General features: G+C 41.6%; 25 protein-coding genes. 20 read left to right on the top strand and 5 right to left on the bottom strand.

Annotated elements, in window-relative coordinates; all coding sequences use genetic code 11:
- Positions 1-2: 2 nt before the first annotated feature.
- The 17 genes from BLW60_RS08705 to clpX all read left to right on the top strand — a co-directional run bounded on the left by BLW60_RS08705 (position 3) and on the right by clpX (position 14,302).
- A complete protein-coding gene (locus BLW60_RS08705; protein ID WP_074716467.1) occupies positions 3-395 on the top strand; it encodes a cytidine deaminase in 393 nt (130 codons plus the stop codon).
- Positions 395-865: a GNAT family N-acetyltransferase gene (locus tag BLW60_RS08700; RefSeq protein WP_074716682.1), complete on the top strand. Its 471-nt coding sequence runs from the start codon at positions 395-397 to the stop codon at positions 863-865. The genes BLW60_RS08705 and BLW60_RS08700 overlap by 1 nt, the downstream gene beginning before the upstream one ends.
- Complete coding sequence (locus BLW60_RS08695) at positions 849-1,346, top strand: hypothetical protein (protein WP_074716464.1); 498 nt, start codon at positions 849-851, stop codon at positions 1,344-1,346. The genes BLW60_RS08700 and BLW60_RS08695 overlap by 17 nt, the downstream gene beginning before the upstream one ends.
- A gap of 13 nt (positions 1,347-1,359) precedes the next feature.
- Entirely contained in the window at positions 1,360-3,198 is a 1,839-nt protein-coding gene (locus BLW60_RS08690; protein WP_074716680.1) for a TIGR03960 family B12-binding radical SAM protein, read from the top strand.
- Positions 3,195-3,848: a TIGR03936 family radical SAM-associated protein gene (locus BLW60_RS08685; RefSeq protein ID WP_081348185.1), complete on the top strand. Its 654-nt coding sequence runs from the start codon at positions 3,195-3,197 to the stop codon at positions 3,846-3,848. Before BLW60_RS08690 ends, BLW60_RS08685 begins: the two co-directional genes overlap by 4 nt.
- 14 nt (positions 3,849-3,862) lie before the next feature.
- Complete coding sequence (locus tag BLW60_RS08680) at positions 3,863-4,654, top strand: class I SAM-dependent methyltransferase (protein ID WP_074716460.1); 792 nt, start codon at positions 3,863-3,865, stop codon at positions 4,652-4,654.
- Positions 4,655-4,929: 275 nt separating this feature from the next.
- Complete coding sequence (gene rplS, locus BLW60_RS08675) at positions 4,930-5,274, top strand: 50S ribosomal protein L19 (protein ID WP_072948496.1); 345 nt, start codon at positions 4,930-4,932, stop codon at positions 5,272-5,274.
- A gap of 115 nt (positions 5,275-5,389) precedes the next feature.
- Positions 5,390-6,226 carry a signal peptidase I gene (gene lepB / locus BLW60_RS08670; RefSeq protein WP_074716458.1) on the top strand — a complete coding sequence of 279 codons (837 nt, stop codon included), beginning with the start codon at positions 5,390-5,392 and terminating at the stop codon, positions 6,224-6,226.
- Complete coding sequence (lepB, locus tag BLW60_RS08665; RefSeq protein ID WP_074716456.1) at positions 6,227-6,826, top strand: signal peptidase I; 600 nt, start codon at positions 6,227-6,229, stop codon at positions 6,824-6,826.
- 25 nt (positions 6,827-6,851) lie between these two features.
- Positions 6,852-7,733 carry a ribosome biogenesis GTPase YlqF gene (ylqF, locus tag BLW60_RS08660; RefSeq protein ID WP_242872853.1) on the top strand — a complete coding sequence of 294 codons (882 nt, stop codon included), beginning with the start codon at positions 6,852-6,854 and terminating at the stop codon, positions 7,731-7,733.
- Positions 7,733-8,356: a ribonuclease HII gene (gene rnhB / locus BLW60_RS08655; protein WP_074716454.1), complete on the top strand. Its 624-nt coding sequence runs from the start codon at positions 7,733-7,735 to the stop codon at positions 8,354-8,356. Before ylqF ends, rnhB begins: the two co-directional genes overlap by 1 nt.
- Positions 8,343-8,720 (top strand): YraN family protein, encoded by a 378-nt coding sequence (locus tag BLW60_RS08650; protein WP_074716452.1) that lies wholly within the window; start codon positions 8,343-8,345, stop codon positions 8,718-8,720. Before rnhB ends, BLW60_RS08650 begins: the two co-directional genes overlap by 14 nt.
- A gap of 11 nt (positions 8,721-8,731) precedes the next feature.
- A complete protein-coding gene (gene thrC / locus BLW60_RS08645) occupies positions 8,732-10,225 on the top strand; it encodes a threonine synthase (RefSeq protein WP_074716450.1) in 1,494 nt (497 codons plus the stop codon).
- Between the two features lie 2 nt (positions 10,226-10,227).
- Positions 10,228-10,920: a metallophosphoesterase gene (locus tag BLW60_RS08640; protein ID WP_074716448.1), complete on the top strand. Its 693-nt coding sequence runs from the start codon at positions 10,228-10,230 to the stop codon at positions 10,918-10,920.
- 101 nt (positions 10,921-11,021) lie between these two features.
- On the top strand, positions 11,022-12,329 hold the full coding sequence (tig, locus tag BLW60_RS08635) for a trigger factor (RefSeq protein ID WP_074716446.1): 1,308 nt from the start codon (positions 11,022-11,024) through the stop codon (positions 12,327-12,329).
- 89 nt (positions 12,330-12,418) lie between these two features.
- Positions 12,419-13,009 carry an ATP-dependent Clp protease proteolytic subunit gene (locus tag BLW60_RS08630; protein WP_028516677.1) on the top strand — a complete coding sequence of 197 codons (591 nt, stop codon included), beginning with the start codon at positions 12,419-12,421 and terminating at the stop codon, positions 13,007-13,009.
- A gap of 9 nt (positions 13,010-13,018) precedes the next feature.
- On the top strand, positions 13,019-14,302 hold the full coding sequence (gene clpX, locus BLW60_RS08625; RefSeq protein WP_074716444.1) for an ATP-dependent Clp protease ATP-binding subunit ClpX: 1,284 nt from the start codon (positions 13,019-13,021) through the stop codon (positions 14,300-14,302).
- A gap of 37 nt (positions 14,303-14,339) precedes the next feature.
- On the opposite strand, the gene BLW60_RS16800 is transcribed toward clpX, so the two are convergent.
- Positions 14,340-14,477 carry a hypothetical protein gene (locus BLW60_RS16800; RefSeq protein WP_175460911.1) on the bottom strand — a complete coding sequence of 46 codons (138 nt, stop codon included), beginning with the start codon at positions 14,475-14,477 and terminating at the stop codon, positions 14,340-14,342.
- A 169-nt stretch (positions 14,478-14,646) separates the two neighbouring features.
- Between BLW60_RS16800 and BLW60_RS08620 the strand changes: the two genes are divergently transcribed.
- Positions 14,647-16,977, top strand: coding sequence for an ATP-dependent Clp protease ATP-binding subunit (locus BLW60_RS08620; RefSeq protein WP_074716442.1), 2,331 nt, complete (start codon positions 14,647-14,649; stop codon positions 16,975-16,977).
- A gap of 40 nt (positions 16,978-17,017) precedes the next feature.
- On the opposite strand, the gene BLW60_RS08615 is transcribed toward BLW60_RS08620, so the two are convergent.
- From BLW60_RS08615 to BLW60_RS08600, 4 genes are all read right to left on the bottom strand, one after another.
- Positions 17,018-18,601 carry a hypothetical protein gene (locus tag BLW60_RS08615; protein WP_074716440.1) on the bottom strand — a complete coding sequence of 528 codons (1,584 nt, stop codon included), beginning with the start codon at positions 18,599-18,601 and terminating at the stop codon, positions 17,018-17,020.
- On the bottom strand, positions 18,591-19,097 hold the full coding sequence (locus BLW60_RS08610) for an RNA polymerase sigma factor (RefSeq protein ID WP_074716438.1): 507 nt from the start codon (positions 19,095-19,097) through the stop codon (positions 18,591-18,593). Before BLW60_RS08610 ends, BLW60_RS08615 begins: the two co-directional genes overlap by 11 nt.
- 93 nt (positions 19,098-19,190) lie before the next feature.
- Positions 19,191-20,078, bottom strand: coding sequence for a radical SAM protein (locus BLW60_RS08605; RefSeq protein ID WP_175460910.1), 888 nt, complete (start codon positions 20,076-20,078; stop codon positions 19,191-19,193).
- Entirely contained in the window at positions 20,068-20,340 is a 273-nt protein-coding gene (locus BLW60_RS08600; RefSeq protein ID WP_074716434.1) for a hypothetical protein, read from the bottom strand. The genes BLW60_RS08605 and BLW60_RS08600 overlap by 11 nt, the downstream gene beginning before the upstream one ends.
- 170 nt (positions 20,341-20,510) lie before the next feature.
- Between BLW60_RS08600 and proC the strand changes: the two genes are divergently transcribed.
- Together proC and BLW60_RS17400 are read left to right on the top strand one after the other, a co-directional pair.
- The gene (proC, locus tag BLW60_RS08595) at positions 20,511-21,311 is read left to right on the top strand and encodes a pyrroline-5-carboxylate reductase (RefSeq protein ID WP_074716432.1); all 801 of its coding nucleotides are present in this window, start codon (positions 20,511-20,513) and stop codon (positions 21,309-21,311) included.
- A 6-nt stretch (positions 21,312-21,317) separates the two neighbouring features.
- The gene (locus BLW60_RS17400) at positions 21,318-21,962 is read left to right on the top strand and encodes a stage II sporulation protein M (RefSeq protein ID WP_431768013.1); all 645 of its coding nucleotides are present in this window, start codon (positions 21,318-21,320) and stop codon (positions 21,960-21,962) included.
- Positions 21,963-21,978 lie beyond the last annotated feature (16 nt).

Raw genomic sequence — 21,978 nt, 5'->3', positions numbered from 1 at the left:
TTATGGAGCATAGGGAACTTCTGGCACAGGCAGTAAAAGCGGCTGAAATGTCTTATTCAAAGTATTCGGGCTTTTCGGTAGGAGCAGCTTTGCTCACTGCTGAGGGCGTGATATTCAAGGGCTGCAACATTGAGAATGCATCTTTTTCACTTACTAACTGTGCAGAGCGCACAGCTGTATTTAAGGCAGTATCTGAGGGATATACAAAGTTTTCGGCTATTGCTATAGCAGGAAGCGGTGACGGCGATTTCTCAAAGCCTTGTTATCCCTGCGGAGCTTGTTTACAGGTGCTCAGTGAGTTCTGCGGAGATGATCTTGTAATAGTTCTGGCTGACGGTGAATACAGGCTTTCAGACTTCCTGCCGAAACGTTTCTGCGAGGACAGCATGAAATGATGTGTATTTCCGAAGTTTCAGAACACAAAGAAGATTATATCTATCTGCTCTTGCTCGGTGACGAACAGGAGGAGATGATATATAAGTACCTTGACAGAGGCAGACTTTTTGTTGTTAAGAACGATGATGATGTCTGTGCTGTGTGCATAGTGACAGATGAGGGCGATCTTGTCCTTGAACTGAAAAATATATCTGTTGCGGAGCGTTATCAGCGTCAGGGCATAGGAAGAAAGCTTATCGGCTATATTGAGGATAAGTTTTCGGGAGCTTTTAAAAAGCTTACTGTCGGAACGGGAGACAGTCCTCTGACAGTGCCTTTTTATGAAAGCTGTGGTTTCAGAAGATGCGGCGTTATCAAAAATTTTTTCATTGATAACTACGATCACCCGATCATTGAGTCGGGAGTTCAATTGTGTGATATGATATGTTTTGAAAAGGAGCTTTCAGGGAATTATGGAACAGATAGATAAGGTCTTGCCGAAATACGGTGAAAATATAGTAGTCGGAGTACTTTTCAAAAAGCATTTTGAATGGTATGTAGCTCCGAAAAATCTCTGGAAAATGGACTATAAGAAGCTTTACGCCGTGTGGGAGGCTGCTTATAAAAAAAGCGGCAGGACACAGGCACAGCTCGAAAAAGATATCGGTACTTATGAGCAGTTCTGCGATAAACGCTGGGGAATAGAAGTCCTTGACGGCTTTACTGCAAGTCATTTCCTTGCCCATCTGTTTAAATGCAGGTATTCTTCCGATGAGCTCAGACTGCTCAGAATGGTGGCCCATGACGATAAGAAGATAGACTATGAAGCTTCCATGTTCATTGATTTTGACAGTAATACTATGTATTCACAGTTCCCACGACCTGAAAACTTTGAGAATTTTGTTCCCATTGGCTGGAGAGGCGAGCACAGAAGCTTTATGTCGCTGATACCTGATGATAAGCGTTATTGATAGCGGAGGCAGTATGCTTAAAGATAAGATTGAAAAACACCTTCTTGAGGTGCAGAAGCCGTCGAGATATATCGGAGGCGAGGTCGGAAGCATTATAAAGGACAAATCAAAGATAGACGTGAGATTTGCCTTTTGCTTTCCTGATACATATGATATCGGAATGTCACATCTGGGCATGAAGATACTGTATTCGCTCACAAATGAGCGTGAAAACTACTGGTGCGAACGATGTTTTGCGCCCGGTGAGGATTTTGAGGCTATAATGCGTGAGAATGATATCCCGTTATATGCCCTTGAAAGCCTTGATCCTATAAAAGATTTTGATTTTATCGGGTTTACGATGCAGTATGAGCTTTCATACACCAATGTCCTCAATATGCTTGACCTTGCAGGTATCCCTGTATACGCCAAGGACAGGACAAACGAGCTCACACAGATAGTTATTGCGGGCGGACCATGTGTATGCAATCCTGAGCCGCTTGCGGATTTCTTTGATATATTCGTTCTCGGTGAGGGTGAGGAAGTCAACCTTGAACTCATGGATCTTTATGCTGAGATGAAGAAGCAGGGGGCTTCAAGATTGGATTTCCTCAGAAAAGCCGCTCAGATCGAGGGAGTTTATGTGCCGCAGTTCTACAGCTTCACCTATAAATCTGACGGTACTATCGAAAAAATGAACGTATCCGAGGGGGCGCCTGAGGTCATAAGGAAGCGTATAATCAGGGACATGGACAGCTCCTATTACCCGAAGAATTTTGTAGTACCTTTTACTGAGATAGTACAGGACCGTGCTTCTGTAGAGGTGCTGAGAGGCTGTATACGCGGATGCAGATTTTGTCAGGCAGGATTTATATACCGCCCATTTCGAGAGAAACACGCAGATACAGTCGTATATCAAACCAAGTGCCTTTGCGAAAATACGGGCTATGATGAGGTGTCACTGGCTTCATTGAGTACAAGTGACCACTCAGAGATCGACCCTATGCTCACAAAGCTGCTTGACTATACTGTAAGCGAAAAGATAAATCTTTCACTGCCATCACTGCGAGTTGATAACTTCTCGGAATCTCTGCTCGAAAAGATAAAAAGAGTCCGTAAAAGCGGACTTACTTTTGCCGCAGAAGGCGGTACACAGCGTCTCCGCGATGTTATAAACAAGAACGTCAGCGAGGAAGAGATAATGAATACCTGTCGTATCGCATTCGAGGGCGGCTATTCATCGGTAAAGCTCTATTTTATGATGGGACTTCCCACTGAGACTGACGAGGATATCGTCGGTATCGCTGAGCTTGCTAACCGTATAATCGACCTTTTCTACAGTATTGAGAACCGTCCTAAGGGCAGGGGAGTTCAGATATCAATAAGCTGTGCGACTTTTGTTCCAAAGCCCTTTACTCCGTTCCAGTTCGAGCCGCAGGATACACGTGAGATGATAGAGCATAAGCAGAAGCTTCTCCTTGACTCCGTAAAGACGAAAAAGGTCAAGGTCAGCTATCACAATCCTGACGTAAGTATGCTTGAGGTAATACTTGCCAAAGGTGACAGAAGGCTTTGCAACGTGGTCTATACTGCATGGAAAATGGGCTGTAAGTTCGACAGCTGGGAAGAGTATTTTCACTTTGACAAATGGATGGAAGCTTTTAAGGAGTGCGGTATAGATACATCATTTTACGCAAATAGGCGTTTTGAGTATGATGAGATACTCCCGTGGGATCATCTGGACTATCTTGTTTCAAAGGAATTCCTTATCCGCGAGAACAAAACGGCTCATCAGTCGAAAACTACGCCGAACTGCCGCCTGAGATGTTCGGGCTGCGGTGTAAATAAAAAAGTAGGGAGGGAATGTTTTTGATACGTGTAAGAGCTACGTTTGAAAAATGCGGACGCGCAAAATACATTTCCCACCTTGACCTTAACCGTTGTATGCTCAGGACTTTCAGACGCTCACGACTGCCAATATGGTACACTGAGGGCTTTAATCCTCACCCTTATTACAGCTTTGCGCTGGCACTTTCTCTTGGATTTGAGAGCAGCTGCGAGATACTTGACTTCAATCTCAACGAGGAGCTGTCTTTTGACGAGATAAGGGACAAGCTCAACGCAGTAATGCCCGAAGGTATGCGTATCGTCAAGGTCGCAGAGCAGAAGCAGAAGATAACCGCTATCGCAAAGGCTGAATACAGCTTCTCACTTGTATCTGATGACACAGACAGACTTTTTGCTGCTGCTCAGGAGCTAATTGCAAGCCCTGAGATACTCATTGAAAAGAAAACCAAAAAGGGTATAAAAACTGTTGATATCAAACCAGATATGGAGATTCTTTCTTGTGAAAAAGGTGATAATTCGGTCAATATTTCAATGTATCTGCCCGCAGGTACGCAGACCAATTACAATCCGACACTTTTTATTGAAGCTTTAAAAAAGGCTGCAGATATTGCCTTTGAACCCCAAAACATACGAAGAATAGCTATATTATGTGCCGATAATTCGGTATTTGACTAAGAAAAGGATATAAAATGGATATTTTCAAGAATGATATAGACGGAGGCAAAGCCTTCGACTGGGGACGTACATCTTCCGATTATGCTAAATTTCGCGATATTTATCCGCCTGTTTTCTTCGGAAAAGTCGCAGAAAGAGGAATTTGTGTCAAGGGACAGAGGGTTCTTGACATCGGCACGGGAACAGGCGTTGTGCCGCGGAATATGTACAAATACGGGGCTGAGTGGACAGGTTCGGACATATCCGAAAACCAGATTGCTCAGGCAAAATCGCTTGCCGAAGAAAATGGCATGAAAATTGATTTTGTAGTCTCTGCGGCAGAAGACCTCGACTTTTCTGAGGAAAGTTTCGATGTTATCACCGCTTGCCAGTGTTTTTTCTACTTTGATTATGATAAAGTTATCCCTAAGCTTGCGAAGCTTCTGAAAAAAGGCGGCAGACTTGTCATTCTTTTCATGGCATGGCTTCCTGATGATGACAAGCTTGCAGGTGAAAGTGAAAAACTGGTTCTGAAGTATAATCCAAAGTGGACTGGCGGAGGTTATACTCGCAAGCCTGTATTTGTTCCCGAGATCGCAAATGAATACTTTGATGTTGAGTATGCCGAGGATTATGATCTTATAGTGCCGTTTACCCGTGAAAGCTGGAACGGAAGAATGAAAGCCTGCCGCGGAGTTGGAGCTTCAATGACCGAAGAAGAGATAGCAGCATGGGAGAGGGAGCACATGGAAATGCTCGAAAAGACGCCTTCGGACGATCTTGAGATACTTCATCATGCAGCAATGGCGATACTCAGAAAGAAGTAAATATATTAAATATATATTTTTGCACAAAAAACACTTGCATTTTTTGTCAAAGTGTGGTATGATATAAAAGCATTTGAAATCCGTTCGGGCATCTTTATGCCCGAATGAGGGTTAATGCCGAAAGACATTAAATCGGATAGTCCGCTGCCTGATGCTCATTTCTGAGCCTGTGTACTATGTACACTTATTTATTATATTATTCCTGCATACGCCGAATGCTGAACGGTCAATGCGGGACAGGTAAGAATGTTCGGAAATTTTAGGAGGAAAATAAAATGGATGCACTCAAGTTAATCAGCGAATCAAGCATGAAGGAAAATGTTCCACAGTTCAACGTAGGTGATACCGTAAAGGTACACGTTCAGATCAAGGAAGGCGATAAGAGCCGTATCCAGATCTTCGAGGGTACTGTAATTGCAAAGAAGCATGGTGGAATCAGCGAAACTTTCACTGTTAGACGTGTAGCTCACGGCTGCGGTATCGAAAGAGTATTCCCACTTCACTCTCCTGTTGTTGACAAGGTAGAGGTTGTAAGATACGGTAAAGTTCGCAGAGCTAAGCTCTACTACCTCAGAGACAGAGTTGGTAAGGCTGCTAAGGTTAAGGAACAGATCCGCTAACAGGTTGCAGACTGAGTTCAGCCGACTCGCTTCGGCTGACTCATCTTCTTTCCTTGAGGGACTTAAAGTCCCTTTTTTGCTACATATTAATATTTTATAGTCTGGAGGCAGCATTATGGCTGATGAAATAAAGAACGTATTACAGAATGGCGAAACAGAAAACGATATAGAAGAAACTGCCGTGGAAGCTGTCAGTGAGACAGTGGAGGAAACAGTTGAAGAAGCAGCCGAAGAGACTGTAGAGCTCATAGAAGATGCTGTTGATGATGATGATGATGACAGCGATGATGACGCAGAAGACGAGGACGACGAAGAGGAAGACGATGATGATAACGAAGAGGATTCAGAAGAGTCTGTTAAGAAAGAAAGCAAGCTCGTTGATGATATCCTTGAGATAGTTGAGTCCACACTTCTCACTGTATTCGTCATTGTTATGATTTTCACATATTTGCTCCACCCTGTAGTTGTTGACGGAAACTCTATGAACGATACTTTGTTTAACGGCAACAGAATATTCATGACAACTGTTTATTCGGGTCCGCATTATGGAGATATCATAGTGATCGATAACAACAAGTCTTATCTCCTTGATGAAAACAACAATGTAAAAGAGCGTGACATCTCACAGTCATTCCTTAATGAATGTCTTATCAAGAGAGTTGTTGCAGAACCGGGTCAGACTCTTATGATAGATCCTGAAAATGAGCAGGTCATAGTTGACGGAAAGGTACTTGATGAACCTTATATAAAGGATACAGTTGTCGATGCAGGCGATGCATTTGATTTCCCGATAACTATCCCCGAGGGATATTATTTCGTAATGGGCGATAACAGACGTGCTTCTTCTGACAGCCGTGTAGGTGATGTTGGTCTTATCAAAAAGGATCAGATCTACGGAAAGGCAGTTTTGAGATATTCGCCTATCAAGGAGTTCAAGTTACTTCTTTTCTAAATGAAAACAGGAAAAGCAGGCTCGGGATTACTGAGCAAAGCGGTGGATTTTCTTGAAACTCTGCTTGTAACGTTTTTCGTTATAGTTATGATATTTACATACTGTTTCAGAGTATATATCGTAAAGGGCGAGTCAATGGAGAATACGCTTGTTCAAGGAGATACCGTTATAGTTGAGACAATGCCGTTTTTTAGATATTCACGCGGCGATATTATAATAGCAGATATCGATAGTGCGCATCTTCTTGATGACAGCGGCGAGGTGTATGAAAAAGCATGTTCTCGCAAAACCGTGGTAAAGCGAGTGATAGCTTCCGAGGGACAGAGCGTTGATATCGACTTTGACAGAGGCAAGGTATTCGTTGACGGAAAAGAGTTGACAGAGGACTATACAAGCGGACTTACTCATTCAGATGAGGGAGCATTCACAGGAAAATATCCTGTTACCGTTCCGAAGGGATATCTCTTTGTAATGGGCGATAACAGGCGAAATTCCCTTGACAGCCGTTCATACGATATTGGTTTTGTATCTGTAGACAGTGTTGTGGGAAAGGTATTGTTCCGTGCCGCACCTGCACAAAAGATAGGCATAGTAAAATAAAAGTAGATGTTTACAGGAGGCTTTTGTGGATAACAGCGATATGAAGCAGATCCAGTGGTTTCCTGGACATATGGCTAAGACAAGGCGTCTCATAGCGGCTAATCTTTCGCTTGTTGACGCTGTTGTTGAGATAGTTGATGCGCGCGCTCCTCTGAGCAGCCGCAATCCTGAAATGGATCATATGACCAGAAATAAACCAAGACTTGTACTGCTTAACAAAAGTGATCTTGCTGATGAACGAACTACTCAGCAGTGGATAAATTATTTCAGACAAAACGGAAGTGAAGCCCTTGCAGTTGACTGCAAATCAGGCAAAGGCTTGAAGGCTATACTTCCTTCAATAAAGAATACCGTTCTCAAAGAGCTTATGGAAAAAAGAGCTAAAAACGGTATGACAGGAGCTGCGGTCAGACTAATGATCGTGGGTATCCCTAACGTGGGCAAATCCTCACTTATCAATAAACTGGCAGGCTCAAAACGCGCTAAGGTGGAGGACAGACCCGGTGTTACGCGTACAAAGCAGTGGGTAAAGCTTGATAACAATACCGAGCTGCTTGATATGCCGGGCGTTTTGTGGCCTAAGTTTGAAGATCAGGACGTTGCTGTAAGACTTGCTTTTACAGGAGCAATAAGCGACGATATCCTTGATATTGAAACGCTTGCGATGAAGCTTCTTGCTTATCTTGCCGAGAATTACCCCGAGTCTTTGAAGGAAAGATACAAGATCGAGCTTTCCGATGAAGATACAGGACTTGAGCTCCTTGAAAAGGTGGGCAAAAAGCGCGGTATGATGATATCAGGCGGAGAGATCAATACCGAGCGTGCAGCCATAACTGTTATTGATGAGTTCAGAAGCGGCAAGCTTGGCAGGATAACTCTTGAAGCTCCGCAGAAGAAGGAGCTGTAATGGCAAGAGTTATTTTACATAAGGAATTATTTGATTACGATACTGAGCTTCGCAGGGAATACCCTGTGATATGCGGTGTCGATGAAGCTGGCAGAGGACCTCTTGCAGGCGATGTTTATGCGGCAGCAGTCATTCTCAATGACAGTGTGCTGATAAACTATCTCAATGACAGCAAGAAGATATCCGAAAAACGCCGTGAGCTTCTTTACGATGAGGTCATCGAAAAGGCTGATGCATACTGTGTGGCAACAGCAAGCGTTGAGGAGATAGACAAGCTCAATATTTTACAGGCTACAATGCTTGCAATGGAAAGAGCTGTCAGCGGATTGGGAGTACGTCTCGACCTTGCTCTGATCGATGGCAATCGTCTCCCCGAGCTTGAATGTGAGAGCAGATTTGTGATACACGGTGATGCTGTTTCGGCTTCCATAGCGGCAGCTTCAATTCTTGCAAAGGTATCACGAGACCGCTATATGCGTGAGCTCGACGGCAAGTATCCTCAGTACTGCTTTTCACAGCATAAAGGATACGGTACTAAGCTGCATTACGAAAAGCTTGAAGAATTCGGCATTTCCGATGTACACAGGAAAACATTCCTGAAAAAGCTTTATGACGAAAAGTGAAATAGGAAAACTCGGTGAGGAAAGCGTCTGTGCTTACCTTAAAGACCGAGGATATAAAATCGCCGCACGGAATTACCGTATAAAAGGCGGCGAGATAGATATAATTGCCGAGGACGGCTTTTATATAGCATTTGTTGAAGTAAAGTCACGTAAGCCTGAAAGTATGGTCACTGGCTTTGAGGCTGTCAACAAGCGTAAACGCGGGCTGATAATCAAAACAGCCGCTGATTATTGCTGCAAGCACCCGAATTTCCTGCAGCCAAGATTTGATGTCGCACAAGTCATCATCGAGGACGGAAAAGTGCTCAGCATTGATTATATAACCAATGCCTATGATACCACAGGCTACAATTTCATATTTTAAAGGGTGATAATATGTTCTATAACAGCACAAGAAACAGCGATGTCAAGGTCAAGAGTGCGGAAGCGATCACTCAGGGTATATCCACTGAGGGCGGACTCTTCGTTCCTGAGAGCATACCACAGCTTACTCTTGATGAGATAAAAGCTATCGGTGATATGAAGTATGCCGATAGAGCTGCTTATGTATTCTCAAAGTATCTGACAGATTTTACTGATGCCGAGATACATTATTGTACTGATAATGCGTACAGCACTAAGAATTTTGAGACCGAAAGCATTTCTGAGATCGCTCATTTATTTGATGGAACATATATGCTTGAACTCTGGCACGGTCCGACCTGCGCATTCAAGGATATGGCTCTTCAGATACTTCCATACTTCCTTACAACATCGGCAAAGAAGATCAATCTTGATAAGAAGATAGTTATTCTTGTTGCAACATCGGGTGATACAGGCAAGGCTGCACTTGAAGGCTTTAAGGACGTTGAAGGTACATCTATCCTCGTATTCTATCCTGAGGACGGCGTTAGCCCGATGCAGAAGCGTCAGATGAAGACTCAGGAAGGCTCTAATGTCGGAGTTTGTGCTATAAAGGGTAATTTTGATGACTGTCAGAACGGTGTAAAGGCTATCTTCACAAATGATGATGTAAAGAAGGCTCTTGATGAAAAGGGAATGATGTTCTCAAGTGCCAACTCTATCAACTGGGGCAGACTTGTTCCTCAGATCGTATACTACGTTTCGTCCTATGCAGAGCTTGTAAAGGACGGGGAGATAGAGCTTGGCGAAAAGATCAATATCGTAGTTCCTACAGGCAACTTCGGTAATATCCTCGCTGCTTATTATGCAAAGCACATGGGTATTCCTGTAAATAAGCTCATCTGCGCATCAAACATCAACAATGTTCTTACAGACTTTATCAATACAGGTATTTATGACAGAAACAGACAGTTCTATGCAACTGTTTCTCCTTCAATGGATATACTTATCTCCAGCAACCTTGAAAGACTTCTTTACCTCATGACAGGCAAGAACGATGCGGTTATCCGCGAGTGGTTCGGCAAGCTTGCTTCTGAGGGAAGATATGAGGTAAGTGATGAAGTCAAGGCAAAGCTGAAGGAAGAGTTCTCAGCAGGCTTCTGCGATGACGGTCAGACAAAGGCTACCATACATTCTATCTATGAGAAGTATTCTTATACCTGCGATACACATACAGCAGTAGCTGTTAAGGTATACAAGGACTATAAGGAGACAACAGGTGATAATACAAAGACTGTTATTGCTTCAACTGCAAGTCCTTACAAGTTCAGCGCAGCTGTACTTGAAGCTCTCGAGGGCGAGAAATCAGATATTGACGAGTATGACAAGGTAGACAAGATAGCTGAGCTTTCCGACATACCTGTTCCTGCTGCTCTTGCAGATCTTAAAAACAAGCCTGAGCGTTTCAACGACGTTATCGATAAGGCTGATCAGAAGGACTATGTGCTCAGAACACTGAGCAACTGAAAATGAGTCTCTATGTACTCGCTGATCTTCACCTGTGCAAGGGTGATCCCGAAAAGACAATGAGTATCTTCCCGGGGTGGCAGGATTATCAGGAGAAGATCGAAAAGAACTGGCTTGAAATTGTCAGAGATGAGGATACGGTGGTGCTTCCCGGAGATATATCATGGGGTATGTCTCTGGCGGAAGCAGCTCCCGATTTCCGTTTTATAGAATTGCTTCCCGGAAAGAAGATAATAATAAAAGGAAATCACGATTACTGGTGGACTACCATGAAGAAAATGGAGGATTTCCTTGCTTCCGAAGGTTGCGGCACAATAAGCATACTGCATAACAATCATTACAGGTATGAGAATTACGGGATCTGCGGTACTCGCGGCTGGGTAAATATGCCCGGGGAGACACAGGACGAAAAAGTCCTGAAAAGGGAAGTGCAAAGACTTGAAACTTCCATAAAGTCTGCACTTGCTGAGAATCTCGAACCCATAGTATTTCTTCATTATCCGCCCATATTTGCGACAAACTTCAACTATGACATTCTTGAAGTGCTTTACAGGTATAAGATAAAGGATTGCTACTATGGACATATACACGGACGTTCAGCGCATGACCTGTGTGTGAAAAATACATATGATGATGTAAATTTTCATCTTATAGCAGGTGATTATTTACAGTTTGTGCCTGAAAAAGTTTTGTGAATTGTGCATTATGCAGAAGTGTGAGAAATCAGTAGAAAAAATTTTTGAAATGTGGTATAATATACCAAGTATGTTATATAAATATTGGAGGACGTATTAAAATGAGTTTAAAATCATCAAACAAAACAGATGTAAATACTACAGAGTTAGTGATTTCAATTGATGCAGAGGCTTTTGAGGCTGCTGTTGAAAAGGAATATCAGAGACAGAAGAAGAATATCCAGATCAAGGGATTCAGAAAAGGCAAGGTAACAAGAAAGCTTGCTGAGAGAGAGTTCGGTGAGGGTGCATTCTATGAGGGTGCTATCAATTCACTTCTCGGACCTGAGCTTGATGCAGCTGTTACTGAGACAGGTCTTGAGCTTGTTGACAGGCCAAATGTTGAAGTTACATCGATCGATAAGGCTACAGGTGTTGAGATCAAGGCTATCTGCGTTACAAAGCCTGAGATTGAGATCTCTGACTATAAGGGCATCAAGGCTCCTAAGGAAGTTAAGGAGATCACAGATGAGGATATCGACAAGCAGATCGACATCATCAGAAAGAAGAATGCTCGTATAGTTTCTGTTGATGACAGAGCAGCACAGCTTGATGATGAAGTTACTATCGACTTTGAAGGCTTCTTCGGTGACGAAGCATTTGAAGGCGGCAAGGGTGAGGATCATCCTCTTCGTCTTGGCAGCGGTCAGTTTATCCCTGGTTTCGAAGATCAGATCGTTGGTCACAACATCGGCGATGAGTTTGACGTAAACGTTACTTTCCCTGAGGATTATCAGATGACTGATTATGCAGGCAAGGAAGCAACATTCAAGTGCAAGCTCAAGGCTATCAGCTATGAAGAGCTCCCTGAGATCAACGATGATCTCGTAAAGGATGCAACAGAGTTTGAGACAGTTGCAGAATATAAGGACGATATCAAGACTAAGCTCGAGGACGCAGCAGCTAAGCAGGCAGACTCTAACTTTGAGAATGCTATAATGAACGCTCTTATCGAGAAAGTTGATGCTCCTATCCCGAATTGTATGTATGAGCAGAGGATCGATGCTCTTATGAGAAACTTTGAGCAGCAGCTCCGTTCACAGGGTATGGATCTCAAGCTTTACTTCCAGTACACAGGTATGGATATGGATTCATTCAGAGAGACATACAGAGACAGAGCTGTTAATGAAGTCAAGCTCAGACTTGCTCTTGAGAAGATCGCTGAGCTCGAGAATATCGAAGTAACTGAAGAAGAGATCAACAACGGTCTTGGTGAGATCGCTGCAGCAAACAACGTTGACGTTGAGACTATAAAGAGATTTATCCCTGTTGATGAATACACTACAGATCTCAAGGTACAGAAGGCTGTTGAGTTTGTAAAGGAAAATGCTGTTGTAGATAACACTTCTGCTGAAGAAAAGGCTGAATAATACTCTTTTCGACAAATAATTATAGTATGTGATGTTGTCCCGCAGCTTTCTTGTGGGACAACTGTTTTTAAAAGAAAGGGCGATGAACTATGAGCGTATTAGTACCTTACGTTGTTGAACAGACAAGCAGAGGAGAAAGATCCTATGATATATACTCGCGCCTGCTCAATGACAGAATTATAATGCTTTCAGATCAGGTAAGCGATGCAACTGCAAGCGTAGTTGTTGCACAGCTCCTTTATCTTGAAAGTCAGGATTCAGAAAAGGACATTTCATTATATATAAACAGCCCCGGCGGTTCTGTTACAGCCGGCATGGCAATATACGATACTATGAACTATATCAAGTGTGATGTATCTACTATCTGTATCGGTATGGCTGCTTCAATGGGAGCATTTCTGCTTTCATCAGGTGCAAAGGGCAAGAGGATCGCTCTTCCTAACAGTGAGATCATGATCCACCAGCCTCTTATCGGCGGCGGACTTGGCGGTCAGCAGACAGATATCATGATACACGCTAAAAATCTCGAACGTACAAGAGACCGTCTTGAGAGCATTATGGCTGAAAACTCAGGTAAGAGTGTCGAAGAGATGCACGCTGCTTGTGAGAGAGATAATTACATGACTGCTCAGGAAGCTCTTGAATTTGGTCTTATAGATAAAGTAATCACAAAAAGGTAGGGGAATTAAATGGCTGAAACGTTTAAATCGTGCAGCTTCTGCGGAAAGGGTGAAAACAGAGTACGCAGTATGTTTTCTGCAGGTTCATCTAATATATGTGACGAGTGCGTAACTTACTGCTACGAAATGCTCTATGGTTCTGGAGTAGCCAAAGCACACAGAAAAGCTTCAAAATCTGATAACGAAGGCGATGTTTCTTCAATAAAGCTTATGAAGCCTGTTGAGATAAAAGCATTTCTTGATGAATATGTTATCGGACAGGACGATGCGAAAAAGTCACTGGCTGTAGCTGTTTATAATCATTACAAGAGAATAATGAGTCAGGAAAATGATAAGGATTTCTCTGACAGCGACGGCGTAGAGCTTCAGAAGAGCAATGTGCTTCTTCTCGGACCTACAGGTGTCGGAAAGACCTTTCTTGCACAGACTCTTGCTAAGCTTCTGAATGTTCCGTTTGCAATTGCAGATGCTACAACAATTACAGAAGCAGGTTACGTTGGTGATGACGTTGAAAATGTACTTCTCAGACTTATACAGGCTGCTGATTTTGATATAAAGGCTGCTGAAAGAGGTATTATCTACATCGACGAGATAGATAAGATAGCAAGAAAGTCTGAAAATACATCTTTGACTCGTGATGTAAGCGGTGAAGGCGTTCAGCAGGCACTCCTCAAGATCATAGAGGGTACTGTTTCAAATGTTCCTCCACAGGGCGGAAGAAAGCATCCTAATCAGGAAGTTATTCAGATAAATACTAAGAATATCCTGTTTATCTGCGGCGGTGCGTTCGACGGACTTGAAAAGCAGATACAGAAGCGTATCGGAAAAGCTCCTATCGGCTTTGGCGGAGAGATAAAGACTCATAAGGAAGAGAACAATATCTTTAAGAAGGTCGTACCGAAAGACCTTGTTAAATTTGGTATGGTACCTGAATTTGTGGGACGACTTCCTGTTATATCTGTTCTTGAAGAGCTTGATGAAGCATCACTTGTAAGAATTCTTACTGAGCCTAAGAATGCGCTTATCAAGCAGTATAAGAAGCTTTTCGATTATGATGATATAGAGCTTGAAGTTGATGATGATGCACTTATAGAGATAGCTAAGAAGGCTATTGCACAGAAAACAGGTGCCCGCGGACTTCGTTCCATCATCGAATCTATTCTTATGGATACCATGTTTAATGTTCCGTCTGACGGAAGTATTGCAAAGGTAACTGTTACAGCTGATTGTGTTATAAACGGAACACAGCCGTTGCTTACAAACAGAAGAAATAAGCTGCTTAAAGCTGAATAATAAATAAAGGGACTGCATTGCAGTCCCTTTGTGTTTTTTAACAGCCACAGCCGCAGCCGCCGTTATTGCCACAGTCACAGCCATTATTGCCGCAGCCCGAAAAGAGAATGATAACGAGAAGTACTAAAAGAATGATGCACCAGCAGTTGTTTCCTCCGAAGCATGAATTACACATATTGATTATCTCCTTAGATTGATGTATTTGAAGCGTTTTTCTTTGCTTCATAGTACATAATATGTCACGCGAAAAAAAGTGTTACTGTTTTTTTAAGGTCATTTATTTCGACACTTATCGCATGAAAAAAGTGGCATAATATATTCAGAGCAATAAGGAGGCAAAAAATATGATAAACAATGAAAAATTCACAAAGAAAGCTGTTATGATAATCGAAGGAGCTATAGAGTATGCTTCTGAACTTGGTCATACTTATGTAGGAAGCGAGCATATCCTTCTGTCTATAGCAGGAGAAGGAAATACGGAAGCAGCGGATATCCTTATGGAAGGTGGTATATCATTCGATGAACTCCGAAGTGAAATAATCAGTATGGTAGGTCAGGGTTCAACGACCGTACTTAATCAGCGTTTTCTTACAACAGCTGCAAAACGGATACTCGAAAAAGCATATTTGGCAGCATCTGTATCAAACGGAAAAAAAGCTTCTCCAGAAAGGATACTTGCAGCAATGCTCGAAGAACGATCATGCAGCGGCTGTACTATAATGCGAAAACTAAGTGCAGATCAAAACATTATTCTCACTCGGCTTGATGATATCCTTGACAATGAAACAGGCAGAAAGCTTTATGATGCAATGATACCGAAACAGTCTCAGATACCAAATCTTTACAGATACGGCAAAAATCTTACCGATCTGAGTTTGGTAAGAAAGAACGATCCTCTGATAGGGCGTAAAAAAGAGATAGAAAGGATATTGCAGATACTTTCGCGGAGAAATAAAAACAATCCCTGTCTTATAGGTGAGGCAGGTGTGGGAAAAACGGCTATAGTTGAGGGGGTTGCGGAGCTTTTTACAAGAAATCTCGTACCGGAAGATCTAAAAAACAAGTACATTTTTTCTTTAGATATAGCTTCACTCCTGTCTGGAGCAAAATATCGCGGAGATTTTGAAGAACGTATAAAGTTATGCATTGATGAAGCCGTAAGTGCAGGGAATATAATCCTTTTTATTGACGAGATACACATGATAGTTGGTGCAGGTGCAGCTGAGGGAGCGATAGATGCAGCGAATATTATGAAGCCTCAGCTTGCAAGGGGAGAATTACAGATAATTGGAGCAACAACTTTTGAAGAATATCGTAAGACTATCGAAAAGGACTCGGCACTTGAAAGAAGATTTCAGGCAGTAAAGGTATGTGAGCCTGATATAGAAAGCTGTGTAGAGATGATAAACGGACTGCGGCATAATTATGAGAAATATCACGGCATAGAAATAAGTGATGATATAATAAAAAGAGCCGTTGAGCTTTCAAAGAAATATGTAACGGATCGTTTTCTTCCAGATAAAGCCATTGATCTGTTAGATGAGGCCTGTGCCTGCGCTAAGATAAGAAACTGCGGAAAAACTGTTAAAGATGATACCAAGCTTATCCATATGGAGGGGAAAACGCTCAACCAGCTTAATGAAGTAATAAATAGCTATGATGAAAAAGGTGTTACCGAAAACGATCTCAACCACGTCATATCGCTAAAAACAGGTATACCATTAAGTAAGCTCACTTCGGCTGATGTTGAAAAGCTCGGGAATTTAGAGAAGAAGCTGTCTGAACACATAATAGGACATGATACAGCTGTAAGAAAAATAACGGAAGTTCTTTATCGTTCACGAGCAGGATTAAGAGACGTATCCAGACCTGTTGCTTCATTTCTTTTTGCAGGACCTACAGGAGTAGGAAAGACCGAGCTTGCAAAGATACTTGCAGAACAGTATTATGACAGCGAGAACAGTCTTATACGCATAGATATGTCGGAATATATGGAAAAGCACTCTGTATCAAAGCTTATCGGTGCGCCTCCGGGGTATGCAGGATACGATAACTGTGACAATAATCTCTGTGAAAGAGTCAAGCGATGTCCGTATTCACTTGTGCTCTTTGACGAGATAGAAAAAGCTGATGCCGATGTACTGAATATACTTTTGCAGATACTTGAGGACGGTTTCCTCACAGATTCTGTTATGAGACGGATAGATTTCCGCAGTACCATAATAATAATGACATCAAATATAGGCGCAGAGGAGCTTACGACAAAGACGTCACTTGGTTTTTCGGATAATGATGATATGAATAACAGGACAACGGAAAGTATCAGGAAGTATTTTTCGCCTGAACTTCTCAATCGTATAGACGAGATAATATTTTTTGAACCTTTCAAACATGAACATCTTTTGCAGATAAGCCGCCTACAGCTAAAAAATATAGCCCACCGTGCCAAGACTCTCGGTATAGATATCGAGTTTACACAGCGAGTTGAAGAGACAGTTGCAGCTGCAGAAGGTACTTCCCGTTACGGTGCAAGACCCATAAGGCGCAAAGCAGTTGAGCTTGTAGAAAATGAACTTGCAAAAATGATAGTAAATTCAGAGATAAAAAGGGGAGAGAGTATCAGAATAGATATTGAGAATGAAAAAATAAGCATGACAAAAACAGTGACCATATGATACGAAAGGGCAATACACTTTAGTGTATTGCCCTTTAATGTTATCTTTCGATATCTTTAACAGCAAGATATAAATTATTCGGATCATTTTGATCGGAGTAACTGCCGAAAATATTTATATAGTAATCATCAAGGCTGTCAGCTCTTGCAAGTAATGATACCTTAACATGAGTCTGTCCGCCCTGAGGGATATTGATGTAATTTTTTGATGAATGATCATCACTCTCAAAGGATACCCATCCGCCGTCAGAAGCTATATATTGATCGGAATAAACTGTGAGTCCTTCTCTGTGCATATAATCAGTTGGATCAAGCTTTCCGTCCACGCATAAATAATTCATAGGATCAATAAGGAAGTCTGTTGTACCTTTATCATAGCTTTCGACAATATCGTGATCACTTGTGTTGGTATAGGTCATTTCGAGAACAATGAGCTTTAGTTCAACATTTTCTGTTTCAACGATCTCATCTAAAGTATTTATTCCGTCTCCGTTCTTTATCCAGTGGTATGTCTTGCAGATCTTTCCGTCATCATCGATGAACTGACTGTAATCCCGCGGCATACAGCACGTATTGGTAGTGATATCCTTAAAATCGTCCTGTATCCATGCTTTATCAATAGTAACTTCAACGCTGTTATTATTTACTGTATGAGGAATTGGTTTGCCAATACCTGTAAGTTCAATTTCATTGATTGATTTGCATGTCTTTAAAAATTCATCGCGGTATTCTTCCTCCGATATCTTACTTTCGGTAACATATTTATTTTTCCATACTTCTGTTAATTCGTTATCCGAAGGGACAAGCTTGACAGAGCGGATAATATTTTTTAGATCATCGCTGGATATATCGTTTGTTGCAAAGAGTTGAGCAATAATGTTTGTTCCGTTGAACTTTATCCATACATCTCTTTCAGACCACTTTTCCTGATCCTGTAAATCGATAAAAGGGCTGGAACTATGAAAGATATATGCGGTTTTTTCGTCATCTGACAGTTTTTCGTAATTAACTATGCTGCTGATCCTTTCTTCTAAAGAAGTACCCTGTTTAACTCTGTAGCAGACCATATTAAGCGTTCCGCCTGTGGGTGTAGTGCACATCTTTTTAGGATCATCGGGTATTGGGGCTACTCCGTCGGGAAGCCATGAATACTGAAAATCGTAAGTCTGAGTATTTGACAGTTCATCGTACGAAGGTGTATATGTGAGGATAAACTGATATTTTCCATTTTGTGCAAGCTGGAAAATGCCTGTATTATCTTCAACAGGTACTGCATATGTTGTTTCCTCTGTAACAGGTTCAGTTGTCACTTCTTCGGTCACGAATGTAGTAGTTTGTATTGGTTCAGAGGGCTTTATCTCAAATGCAGGTTCGGTCTCATAGGAATGATTTGAGTAAGCGAATACTATTGCAGGTACTGCGATTATAACAGCAGCGGCAGCTGCCACCATACTCATATAACGGCTGTGAAAATGGTTTGTTTCTTTTTTTATTGTATTTCCTTTTTGTATCTCTGACTTTCTGAGTTCATACGATACGGAGAAATCATGATGCTTGTCTGATTTAAAAGCGTCATTTATGATCTTATCCCATTGTTTTGAAGAAGGCAGCCTTTTATTTCTCATCACTAACCGCTCCTTTCATTCTAAGGCGTTTCTTAGTACGTTCAAAACGCTTTCTTACGTTGCTTTCGGTGAGAGATAACTTTTCGGCGACTTCTCTCCATGACATTTCTCTTATGCAGCGCATCATAACGATACTTCTGTCAGGTTCATCAAGAGTACTGAGTATATTATCGACCTGCTGCTTTTTCTCGGTATCGGTACGTATATCGGCTATCTGTAAAGCATCGTCTATAGGCACTTCTTCCGTAAAGCGTCGTTTGTTTTTGCGATAAATATTTATAGATGTGCTCTTTATGACCTTTATTATGTAAGACCGTGTTTTTGCACTTCGGCAATCATCGAATTTATGCAGCTTTCCAAGTATGCGGATGAATGCGTCTGAAACAGCATCTTCCGCAAGTCCTTCATCGTGCAGGACTGCGTATGCGATGCGGTACATCGGCTGTTCATAAAGGCTGTAAAGAGTGGTAAGTTTGCTGGAATCTTCCTTAGTCATCTTATCACCTCGATTGAAACGTTTCAAAATATATAACAGGCAGAAATGAAGTTTTGTGACATGATTATTGAAAAATTTTATTGAAAGGTGCTTTTATACTCCTGTAAGATCAAAGTCGGGTACGTAATCTTCCGAAGCTGAGCTTTTTTGCTGTGTAAATCCGTTTATCCCAAGCTCTGCTGCATGATCGACTACAGTATTGTACTCCATTTTTGTAATGCGGCGTTTCAGTTCTTTGTGTTCCTCGGAGATAAAGTCAAAAGGAGTGTATTGATTCATTATGCTGACCAGTACCTCATCTGTGAAAGTATTTTCAGCTATCCAGTCCATTATCTTCATGGAATCATGTCGTTGAGAGGGAAGTACCATATGCCTTATTATCGTACCTCTTATAAGACCGCCCTCGTTGTTATATGTGAGCTTGCCGACTTGTTTTATCATTGAAAGGACAGCTTTTGAAGCAATATCAAAGTAATCAGGTGCATTTGAGTATTTTGCGGAGATGTCCGCTGAAAAATACTTAATATCGGGGAGGTAGATATCTATATAGCCGCTGAGTATATCAATAGTTTCCGTAAGTTCATATCCGCCGCAATTGTATACGACAGGTATGACCAGCTTATGTTTTATATTATCAAGTGCTCTGATAATATTAGGAACAAAATGTGTAGGAGTTACAAGGTCGATGTTGTCAGCTCCTGCGTCCTGCAATGAAAGGAATATATCCGCAAGCTTTTCATCGCTTATGACCTTGCCGAATAACTCATTGCTTATACGATTATTCTGACAAAAACAGCAGTGCAGATTACAGCCCGAAAAGAAAACAGTACCTGCTCCGTTTTTGTAAGAGAGGCAGGGTTCTTCCCATTTATGCAGGGAAGCTCTTGCAATCATCGTTTCAGCACCTGCTCCGCAGAAGCCTGTGCTGTTTGTCCTGTCTATTCCGCATTTCCGCGGACAAAGGTAACATTCACTCATCATATTCATCTTCCATATAGTCTCTGTAATCAAAGTTTTCCGAAGTTGTGGTGCTGTTAAGAAGCTCCTTGCCTGAAATATTGTTCTTTATGCAGTACATAGCCGCAGTTGCAAGGAAAAGGCTTTTTGACAGCTTGTTTTTCACACAGTATTCAGTTATAGCTCTGTCCTCGTAAAGACTTACTTTGCATGACAGGCTCTTATAGTATATAACACTGTTTGAATAGCGTGTAGACTTGTCTTTCATACTTTCTTTTTTACTCATAATATTATCCCCCATAAGATCAATACCATAATTGTATCATCGCTGTTGAAAATTGTCAAGAAACGCCGCAAAAATCGCCTTGTCTCATTAAATATCACAAAATTATCACTTGCAATTTTGTACATAATGATGTATAATAAAAATTACATTGAAATAAGGAGATCATAGCTATGAATAACATAGGATTTATTGGTGCAGGCAATATGGGCACTGCAATTATGAAAGGAATATCCACAAGCAGTCTTGGCAAAACAGTACAGCTTCACGCTTTTGATCCAAGCACAGAGAAAGTAACTGCACTTGCTGAGTATAATGTAAACGGCTGTTCATCTGAAAAAGAGATAATGGAAAAGTGCAAGTACGTTTTTCTTGCTGTTAAGCCGCAGATAATCGAGGGCGTACTTGAGTCGATCGCACCGTATACTACTAATGATACGGTCATCATATCCATTGCCGCAGGAATAGGCGATGAATTCATTGCAAAGAAAACTATTTCCGACGTAAAGGTAATTCTTGTAATGCCTAATACACCTCTTCTTCTCGGTGAGGGAGCTTCTGCACTTTCAAGAAACGACAAGGTAACAGATGAAGAATTCGATGTTGTGCTCAACATATTTAAAATATGCGGTAAAGCAGCAGTAATATCAAAGGATAAGATGAAGGAGATAATCGCTATCAACGGAAGCAGCCCTGCTTTTATCTATCTTTTTGCAAAGGGCTTTATCGACTATGCAGCATCTGTAGGAATATCTGCCGAGACAGCTGAGGAGCTCTTTGCACAGAGTCTTATCGGTTCAGCAAAGATGATAACAGACTCAGGAAATACTATTGACGAGCTTATAAAAATGGTATCATCACCCGGAGGAACAACTCTTGCAGGTCTTGACAGACTCTATGAGGGGAATCTCACAGAAGTCGTAAAGAACTGCTGTGAAAGCTGTACAAAGAGAGCTTACGAGCTTTCAAAGTAATACAAAATGAATAATGCGCATATCCTTTATAAGAAAGGAATGATGCGCATGAAACATATAAGTACATTTTATGAAAATAATGATAAGCGGACAAGCCTGTTTGCTTATACGCTGATAGTTATGGTAGGTATAGCTGTCGGTTCACTGATGATAAAAGACAGGGATACAGCATATTCATTCCTTGTAAATCAGTATTTTGTACCGACAAGTGAAGAGGTTTCTTTATTTGCACTTGCGAGAGGAACTTTTGTATCTTCACTTATTTTTACGGCAGCAGCATTTTTCTTTGGATTGTGTGCCCTCGGAAAGCCTTTTGGTGCGTTGCTGCTTTTGTACCGTGGTGCAGGGATAGGTGTATCTGTAACACTTATGTATTCCTGTATGGGAAAAGCAGCATTTCTTCCTGTGCTTATAACAGTGCTGCCGAAAGCAGTTGCTTTTTCGGTATTGTCAATACTTACCATAAGAGAAACATTCCGCAGATCACGCAGTATTTTCATGTACTGCATAAAAGACGAAGCCTGTTCGGATAATGTACAGAGCTTCAGGCTCTATTGCGTAAAGTTTATTGTACTTATATTTTTATCGTTAATTATCTCTGCCGCTGATGGAGGACTCAATTATTTGTATTTCAAGATCATTCGGCAATAAACGGAGGAATTTTAAA

This window comes from Ruminococcus flavefaciens, from assembly GCF_900108555.1.
GTDB classification, from domain to species: domain Bacteria; phylum Bacillota; class Clostridia; order Oscillospirales; family Ruminococcaceae; genus Ruminococcus; species Ruminococcus flavefaciens_P.
The sequence above is the reverse complement of the archived record's forward strand: the minus strand, read 5'-3'. Positions and strand labels throughout refer to the sequence as shown.